Source organism: uncultured Frigoribacterium sp. (assembly GCF_963515265.1).
Lineage (GTDB): Bacteria > Actinomycetota > Actinomycetes > Actinomycetales > Microbacteriaceae > Frigoribacterium.
In genome coordinates this window covers 1-6,600 of record NZ_CAUPYL010000146.1, presented here as the reverse complement: position 1 = coordinate 6,600, position 6,600 = coordinate 1, and the positions used below count along the sequence as shown (strand labels likewise).

Annotated in this window: 8 protein-coding genes; all 8 read right to left on the bottom strand. The window is 73.5% G+C overall.

Annotated elements, in window-relative coordinates; genetic code table 11:
• On the bottom strand, positions 1 to 627 hold a 627-nt coding region (locus tag RWM17_RS10965), incomplete at its 3' end, for an AlkA N-terminal domain-containing protein (protein ID WP_314103626.1).
• A complete protein-coding gene (locus RWM17_RS10960; RefSeq protein WP_314103622.1) occupies positions 624 to 1,223 on the bottom strand; it encodes a DNA-3-methyladenine glycosylase I in 600 nt (199 codons plus the stop codon). The genes RWM17_RS10960 and RWM17_RS10965, both read right to left, overlap by 4 nt.
• Entirely contained in the window at positions 1,220 to 1,849 is a 630-nt protein-coding gene (locus RWM17_RS10955) for a methylated-DNA--[protein]-cysteine S-methyltransferase (protein ID WP_399540468.1), read from the bottom strand. The genes RWM17_RS10960 and RWM17_RS10955 overlap by 4 nt, the downstream gene beginning before the upstream one ends.
• Positions 1,850 to 1,878: 29 nt before the next feature.
• On the bottom strand, positions 1,879 to 2,520 hold the full coding sequence (locus RWM17_RS10950) for a sigma-70 family RNA polymerase sigma factor (RefSeq protein ID WP_314103617.1): 642 nt from the start codon (positions 2,518 to 2,520) through the stop codon (positions 1,879 to 1,881).
• Between the two features lie 371 nt (positions 2,521 to 2,891).
• Positions 2,892 to 3,170, bottom strand: a complete 279-nt coding sequence (locus RWM17_RS10945; RefSeq protein ID WP_314103614.1) for an acylphosphatase — start codon at positions 3,168 to 3,170, stop codon at positions 2,892 to 2,894.
• Between the two features lie 119 nt (positions 3,171 to 3,289).
• Entirely contained in the window at positions 3,290 to 4,276 is a 987-nt protein-coding gene (locus RWM17_RS10940) for an aldo/keto reductase (protein WP_314103611.1), read from the bottom strand.
• 136 nt (positions 4,277 to 4,412) lie between these two features.
• A complete protein-coding gene (locus tag RWM17_RS10935; RefSeq protein ID WP_314103607.1) occupies positions 4,413 to 5,621 on the bottom strand; it encodes a zinc-dependent alcohol dehydrogenase in 1,209 nt (402 codons plus the stop codon).
• 209 nt (positions 5,622 to 5,830) lie between these two features.
• Positions 5,831 to 6,193 (bottom strand): hypothetical protein, encoded by a 363-nt coding sequence (locus RWM17_RS10930; protein WP_314103605.1) that lies wholly within the window; start codon positions 6,191 to 6,193, stop codon positions 5,831 to 5,833.
• Positions 6,194 to 6,600 lie beyond the last annotated feature (407 nt).

Sequence of the window (6,600 nt, the reverse complement as noted above, 5' to 3'; positions counted from 1 at the left end):
GGCGTGCAGCGTCCGGCCCCGGGCGCCGGTGACCCCGACGGCGGCCCGGAGATCGTCGACCGGCAGGGCCGCGACGACGTCGGCGCGGGGGAACCTGCGAAGTCCCGTCCCGGCCATGTCGGCGCCCAGCGCGGCGACCAGCCGTCCCGCGAAGGTGCGGGCTGCGGCGAGCGAGACCTGCTGGCCGAGCACGGTGGTGACCGCCGCCTCCCACCCCTCGGGGCTGCCGGTGATGCGGATGCCGGGCCGTGAGCGGACGAGCGGGCCGAGCACGGGGTCGTCGCCGAGTGCGGCGAGCATCCCGGAGGAGTCGGCGTCGAGGTCGAGCCACCGACGGACGAGACGCTCGACCCGGTCGTGGTCGTCGGGCGAGGGAGCGAGCCCCTCGGAGGCGGTGGCCACGACGTCGACGCCGCTCGCCTCGAGGTGCAGGTCGAGCCGCAGCACGCGGGTCGGCTCGCCGGCTGCTGCCACGTCGACCAGGCGGGAGTGCGTGCCGGCCGCCACGTCGGTCAGCTCCGCTCCCGGCACGCTGTGCGCCGCGAGGAGGCCGATCGCGTGCGCGGCGTCGTACGGGCCGTCGGTCTCGAGGCGCAGCTCGAGCGGGCGGAGGCCGAAGTCGGTCACCGTGCCGCCTCCCACACGCCCGACGACCCTCGTCGGTGACTGTCGACCAGGTGGGTGTCGACGATCCCGGTGGCCTCCATCAGCGCGTGCATCGTCGTCGGCCCGACGAAGGCGAAGCCGGAGGCCTTGAGCGACTTGGAGAGCGCGACCGACTCGGGCGAGGTCGTGGGGACGTCCGTGAGCTCGACGGGACGAGGGGTCTCGGCCGGCCGGTGCGACCACACGAGGTCGACGAGCCCGCCGCGCTCGCGGAGGGCCACCGTCGCGCGGGCGTTCGTGATCGTCGCGTCGATCTTGAGCCGGTTCCGCACGATGCCCGCGTCGGCGAGCAGGCGCTCGCGGTCGGCGTCGTCGAAGCCGGCCACCACGTCGGGGTCGAAGTCGCGGAACGCGGAGCGGAACGCCTCGCGCTTGCGGAGGATGGTGGCCCACGACAGCCCCGACTGGAAGGCCTCGAGGCTCAGCCGCTCGAAGAGCCCGCGCTCGTCGCGGACGGGCATGCCCCACTCGGTGTCGTAGTACTCGCGCATCAGCGGGTCGACCGCCGCCCACGGCGGTCGGGCCAGGCCGTCGTCGCCGACCACGACGCCGCTCACGAGCGCGCTCCGGCCGAGAGCTGCGACTCGAGCCCGAGCAGGACCGCCTTGGCGGACTCGCCGCCGCGGTAACGACCCGGCGTGCCGTCGCTGCGGACCACGCGGTGGCAGGGCACCACGACCGGCAGGGGGTTCGTCGCACAGGCCGTGCCCACGGCTCGGACGGCCCTCGGGCTGCCGCTCGCGGCGGCGACGCGGGCGTAGCTCGCCGTCTCGCCGTAGGGGATCTCGGGCAGGTGCTCGAGCACGGTCCGCTGGAAGCCCCGGGACAGCCGACGGTCGAGCACGAGGTCGAAGTCCCGGCGCCGCCCGGCGAAGTACTGGTCGATCTCGACCGCCACCTCGTCGAGCTGCCGGCCGGACCGCAGCACCCGGGAGCCGACCTGCGCGGCGACGCGGTCGAGCACGGCGTCGTGGTCCTCGACCTCGAACGCCACGCGCACGAGACCGACGTCCGTCGCGCAGAGCAGCAGCGACCCGACGGGCGAAGGGACGGTGCGCCAGAAGACGTCGACGGTGCCGACGACCGCAGCCTGGTCCGCGAGCCGGCCGCGGAGGAGGTCGAGGTGGGCGTCGAGGCCCGGGCCCGGCTCGGTGTCGGTCGCCGCGACGAGGCGGTGCTGCACTGCCGTGTCGACGTCGGGTGCCGTGTCGTTCACGGGCGTGCTCCTTCTCGGGGTCTCGTGCGTCGGGGTGCTGCAGGTCGGGGCGCCTCGGGTCGGGTCGCCGTCGAGCCGGTCGAGCCGGTCGAGCCGGTCGAGCCGGTCGGGCCGGTCGGGCGGGTCGGGAGGGTGGGGGTGGAGCCTTTCTCGTCGCGCTCGCCGAGCACGTGGCGCAGGGCGGCGACGCCGTCGGCAGCCGAGCGTCGACACGCGGCGTGGCTGCGGCCGGTCAGCTCGGCGACCTCGAGGTGGCTCAGCCCGGCGAGGTGGTGCAGCACGACCGAGTCGCGTTGCCCCTCGGGCAGGGACCGGACTGCGCGGAGCAGGGCGTCGTCGCGGGCGAGAACCTCGTCGAAGGCCGCCAACGACTCGCCGTCTGCCGCGGGCTCTGGCAGGTGCTCGACGGGCTGGGGCCGACGGCCCCTGGCCCGGATGACGTCGAGGGCCTTGCGACGGGCGACGGTCACGAGCCACGCCTCGACGTTGACGTCGGACGGGAGGTCCGGCCAGGCGACCAGGGCGGCCAGGAACGTCTCGGACCAGGCGTCGTCGGCGTCGGTCGGGTCGAGCAGGGCACGACAGACCCGGAGGACGGTGGTGCCGTGCAGCTCGACGACGCGATCGAAGGGCGTCATCTCAGAAGAGCCGACCGGAGCCGGCCGACGCCTCCACGTCGTGGTCGAGCACGAGCCGCTGCTCGCCCACGGGGCTGTCGATCGTCGTGTGGACGACGGAAGTCGTGCTCATCGGGGCTCCTGTCTCGGCTGATCGTACTCATCATGGAGACGCGCGCCGCGCCTCCTGTGTGAGGTGAGGTGCGAGAACCTGCGGAGGCTGCACGGATCAGAACATGAGCCGCGAGTCTCAGCGGACGCCCCGGAGCGGCCTGGTACTACTGAGGACGCGCCCTTCGCGGGCGCCACCGGCTCGGTCCGGGGACTCCACGCTGTCGGGTGCGTGCGAGCACCCGGGCCGGGTCCCTCTCGCTCGCGCCGCGCCGCGCAGCTCAGCGACGCGTCTCGAAGCCGCCCTCACCGGTCGGCGCGAGCTCGTGCACCTCGACCCGCGACACGTCGGCCCCGGTCGGTCCGTCCTCGAGCCAGGCCAGCAGCTGGCCGACAGCCTCGGGCTCGCCCTCGACCTCCACCTCGACGGTGCCGTCGGAGCGGTTGCGCACGAAGCCGTCGACGCCGAGGCGGTCCGCCTCGCCCTCGGTCGAGAAGCGGTACCCGACGCCCTGCACCGTGCCGTGCACGAGGGCGCGTCGTCTGATCACGTCGTCCATCGGTCGACCGTACCCGCGCCTCCTCGTCCCCGGACGCGTCGAGGGCGGGCCTCCCAGGCCGAGGACGGGTCGAGACCGACCTGCCCGCGAGCTGGGAGACCCGCCCTCGAGGACCGTGCTCAGCGGTCGATGGTCGACATGTCCGAGTAGCGGTCGCCCTTCGGCGCCGCGACGTCGTCGAGCTGGTGCACCTGCTCCTCGGTGAGCTCGATCGCGTCGGCGGCGACGTTCTCGTCGAGGTACGCGCGGCGCTTCGTGCCCGGGATCGGCACGATGCCCTCGCCCTTGGCGAGCAGCCAGGCGAGCGCAACCTGGCCGGGCTTCGCGCCGACCTGGCGGGCGACCTCGTCGACCTGCTCGACGATCCGCACGTTGGCCTTCAGGTTGTCGCCCTCGAACCGCGGGTTGAACCGGCGGAAGTCGTCGTCGGCCAGCTCGTCGACCGAGCGCAGGGTGCCCGTGAGGAACCCGCGGCCGAGCGGCGAGTACGGCACGAAGCCGATGCCGAGCTCGCGGACGGTCGGCAGCACCTCGGCCTCGGCCTCGCGGCTCCACAGCGACCACTCCGTCTGCAGTGCGGTGATCGGGTGGGTGGCGTGCGCGCGGCGGATCGTCTCGGGCGACGCCTCCGAGAGCCCGAGGAACCGCACCTTGCCGGCCTCGACCAGCTCGCCCATGGCCCCGACCGTGTCCTCGATCGGCACCAGGGGGTCGACGCGGTGCTGGTAGTAGAGGTCGACGTGGTCGATCCCGAGCCGCTTCAGCGAGCCGTCGATCGACTTGCGCACGTACTCGGGGCGACCGTCGATCGTGCGCTCGGCCCGCGCCTCCGGGTCGGTGACGTTGCCGAACTTGGTCGCGACGACGGCGTCGTCGCGACGGCCCTTGAGCGCCCGGCCGAGCAGCTGCTCGTTGGTGTGCGGACCGTACATGTCGGCGGTGTCGAGCAGGGTGACGCCGTGGCCGAGTGCGGCGTGGATCACGCGCACCGACTCGTCGTCGTCGGTCCCGCTGCCGGTGTAGAAGGCGGACATTCCCATGAGGCCGAGGCCGATGCGGCCCACGTCGAGTCCGCCGTCGACGCTGCCGAGTGTGGTGTTCTTCATGGCGTCAGGCAACACCCGTGCGCTGTGCGGCGACCGAAGGAGGCGCGGTGCCGGTCGTGGGGACCGCAGGAGGCGCGGTGCCGGTCGTCCCTGCACCGCGCCTCCTCGTCCGCCTCGCGCCCCGAGGGGCCGGGGCCTACGCCGTCGTCAGCTCGACCTTGAGCCAGCCCGGCTCGCGCCGGTCGAACGCCTCGTACGCGGCGATCGCGTCGCCGACGGGCTCGCGCTCGGTGATGAGCGCGGTCGGGTCGAACAGGCCGGCGGCGACCCGCTCGATCAGCGGGGGAGTGACCGAGTGGTGGTCGCAGTTGCCCATCCGGACCGTGAGGTTCTTGAGCATGGCCGCGCCGATCGGGTACGACTCGACGGTGGGCGAGTAGACGCCGATGATGCCGATCCGGCCGTACTTCGCGACGATCTCGACGGCCCAGCGAGCCGCCTGCGACGGCGCGCTGCCGGGCACCCACAGGTCGCCCTGAGGAGCGGAGTCGGGGGCGACCTGAGCGACCTCACGCTCGAAGCTGTCCTTCTCCTCGTCGGAGGGAGCGGCAGGGCCCGAGACGGGGTGCTGCGCGTCGACCCCGACGGCGTCGATGACGGCGTCGACGCCGATGCCTCCCGTGAGGTCCTTCACGGCCTGGACCGGGTCCTCGCGGTTGAAATCGACCACCTCGGCGTTCTGGGCCAGCGCCTGGGCCAGGCGGTCCTCGAGGCCGTCGATCGCGATGACCCTGGAGGCGCCCTGCTGGAACGCGGACGCGATCGCGAACTGCCCCACGATGCCCGCCCCGAGCACGGCGACGACGTCGCCGCGACGGACGCCGGCGAGCTCCGCCCCGAACCAGCCGGTGGGGTAGATGTCGCTGAGCAGGATCGCCTGCTCGTCGCTGACCGTGTCGGGCAGCGGGTGCAGCGTGTTGCGCGCCCAGGGGACGCGCACGTACTCGGCCTGGAGGCCGTCGATCGGCCCTGTCGAGGCCGGCCCGCCGAAGAAGGCGGTGCCCGCGTCCGGTCCGTTCGCGTTCGCGACGTCGCACTGCGCGGTGTGGCCCTCGCGGCAGTACCGGCAGGCGCCGCACGACACGGTGCTGTTGATCACGACGCGGTCGCCGGGGCTGAAGCCGCGCACCGCGTCGCCGACCTGCTCGACGACGCCGACGGCCTCGTGCCCGAGGATCGTGCCTGCCTCCATCGGCGCCATCGTGCCGCGCACGAAGTGGAGGTCCGTGCCGCAGATCGCGCTGCGGGTGATGCGGACGATCGCGTCGTTCGGGTCCTGGATGGTGGGCTTGTCGACCTCGTCGAGACGGATGTCCCCGATGCCGTGCCAGACGACTGCCTTCATGTGTGCCTCCTCGATCGGTGCGGCTGAGCCCACGGGAGTCCGCCGGCACGGCGTGCACGGTAGGCCCGGGCGACCGGCGGCACCCGCCGAGTCGCCTCCGCGTCCGGGGTACAGACGTGGTTCGTCGGGCGTGCGGGCCCAGGCCGAGACGCGACGACGCCCCCGACCCAGCAGAGGTCGAGGACGTCTCGCGCTCGTTCCCGAGCCGGTCAGCGCAGGCGGGTCGTCGAGTCCCACAGGTCCTTGCACGGACCCGTCGCCGTCTCGGCCGCCTTGCCGGCGCCCTTGAGGACGCTGCCCCAGTTCTTCTTGACGACGCCTCCGGCCGCGGTCAGCAGCGCGCCGCCCATGCCGTGGTTGCACTCCAGCATGAGCGTCTTCTCCTTCTGGGTCAGGTCGGGGGTGTTGACGAAGATCCGGTCACCGGTGACCGGGTCGACGGCGCAGCCGACCGAAGGCGCGCAGTAGTCGGCGGGAGCGGCCGTGGCGGCCTGCGCCTGGGCTGCGGTGCCGGCGCCGGTGAACAGGGCGACGGCCAGGACGGTGGTGCCGATGGAGTGACGCTTCTTCACGGGGACCTCCTCAGGTCGAGGCGGCGCCGGGCGGCGTCGCCGATCGTGCGTCCAGGACGCTACCGATCCCGCGGCGGCCGGCGAAAGGCCCCTTGACATCCGACTCGTTCGGTGGGCGGTGGCACAGAGGTGTCCCGATCCCCACGGCGGCGCGGAAGTCCGGACGCGTCAGGGGCGTCCGGACCTGCGCGCAGACCGTTCTGTTCGGAGCTTCTTCCCAGGTCCGAGCCGAGGAGGCGCGAGTCAGCCCCGCGAGGATCGCGCCTCCGCCGCCGTGGCCAGCGCTGTGCGACGACGCCGCAGCGCGGCCCCACCGGCCACGAGACCCAGCCCTGCGGCGAGCAGCCCGCCCGCGACCAGGAGCGGCTGGTCGACGTCGTTGCCGGTGAAGGCGAGGGGCCCGCGAC

Coding starts and splice junctions, on each gene's coding strand:
- RWM17_RS10950 (WP_314103617.1), bottom strand. CDS start 2,520: ATGACGCCCTTCGATCGCGTCGTCGAGCTGCACGGCACCACCGTCCTC.
- RWM17_RS10945 (WP_314103614.1), bottom strand. CDS start 3,170: ATGGACGACGTGATCAGACGACGCGCCCTCGTGCACGGCACGGTGCAG.
- RWM17_RS10940 (WP_314103611.1), bottom strand. CDS start 4,276: ATGAAGAACACCACACTCGGCAGCGTCGACGGCGGACTCGACGTGGGC.
- RWM17_RS10935 (WP_314103607.1), bottom strand. CDS start 5,621: ATGAAGGCAGTCGTCTGGCACGGCATCGGGGACATCCGTCTCGACGAG.